The 1,419-nt window shown below is 73.7% G+C and carries 1 protein-coding gene and 1 pseudogene; both read right to left on the reverse strand.

Annotated elements, in window-relative coordinates; all coding sequences use genetic code 11:
- Nucleotides 1-716 (reverse strand): hypothetical protein (locus tag AB0G02_RS40220; RefSeq protein ID WP_360805805.1); only part of this gene is annotated, 716 nt, incomplete at its 3' end.
- Between the two features lie 109 nt (nt 717-825).
- A pseudogene (locus AB0G02_RS40225) lies at nt 826-1,419 on the reverse strand (hypothetical protein); the annotation flags it as partial.

A 1,419-nucleotide genomic window follows, 5' to 3' on the forward strand; every position in this document is an offset into this window, starting at 1 on the left:
TCGTCGCTGGAGAACACGTCGGGTTCGCCGTCGGCCTGCTCCAGCACCAGCGCGCCCACCCCGCCGTGCCCGGACACGTGCAGCACGTCCCACCCGGGGTACTCCTCGACGGCCTCGGCGAGCCGTTCCCGCGTCACCCCGTACTGCAGCACACGCAGCTCGATCGCCTTGCGGGACTTCGCCGCGATCGTCCGGACGGTCCGGGCCAACTCGTACCGCTCCCGCCGCAGCGCGAGCACCGACGAGCGGGCGGGCATGGAGAACAGCGCCAGCACCCGCACGCTGCCGACGACGTCCTCCTTGTCCTCGGGGACGTCCAGGTCGGCGGGCTCGTAGATCAGGCTGATCTGCTTGCGGGACAGCGGAACGCCGTCGATCCGCGCCAGCTCCAGCGGCCGGGACAGCAGGAACTCCGCGTCGCGCGGCACCAGGACGCGCACCGACCCGGACAACCGGCCCAGCAGCGCGTCACCGAAGACGCGCTCGCTGATCCAGGTGGCGACGCGGTCGACGGCGGCGGTCTCCGAGCCGATCGGGTCGTGCGGCAGCCGGTGCCGGTCGAGGTGCCCGACGAGGTCGCAGAACGCCTCGTACTCGGCGGTGCCCACGTCGAGGTCGACCTGGTGGTCGGCCAGCACCCGCCCCGACTCGGCGCTGAGCACCCACCGCCACCGGTGGGGTCCGGCGACCTCGACGGCCTCGAGCGTCTGCGCCACGTCCATCCCTCCCGCCGAGGAGAACCCGAGCGGGCCACACATTTCGCTAGCCTCGCTAACGAATCCTAGCGATCCCGCGCGCGAGCCACGCCGACGCCGCGGGCGCTGGTCACCGCGATCCGTCGAGGTGGGCCAGGACCTGCCGTTCGGCCTCGGTGAACGGCGGGTCGGTCGCCGGCGGGCGACCCGGCCCCAGCAGCGCGCCCACCACGACGCGCGGTGACAGCACGAGCTTCCGCAGCGGCGTGGACAGGGTGTAGGCGTCGATCTGCGCCCGCGTGACGGCCGGTCGCCCGGTGGACGCCAGGACCAGCCGGTCGAGGTAGCGCTCCCGCAGGCGCGCGAGCGGACCGCGCCTCGACCCGGTCGTGCCGGGGTAGCGCAGGTCCTGCGTGACGGCCATGCCCCACGCGTCGTCCATCACGCGCGCGAAGTCCCGTTGCAGCCGCTCGGCCGCACGGCCGCCGGTGCCGAGCCGGGCCAGGCCGTCCCGCAGCGCGACCGCCAGCCGCGCCACCACCGTCATGCCGTGCCCGTACACCGGGTTGAACGTGCACGCGGCGTCACCGATCACGACGAAACCGCCCGGCCACGGCGAGAGGCGCTCGTAGCGGCGACGGTGGTTGACCGTGCCGTGGAAGCCGAACGGCCGGGTGAGCGGTTCCGCCACCGCGATGAGGTCGGAGATGACAGGGTGGCGCAG

It is taken from the genome of Actinosynnema sp. NPDC023658, assembly GCF_040639995.1.
Classification (GTDB): domain Bacteria; phylum Actinomycetota; class Actinomycetes; order Mycobacteriales; family Pseudonocardiaceae; genus Actinosynnema.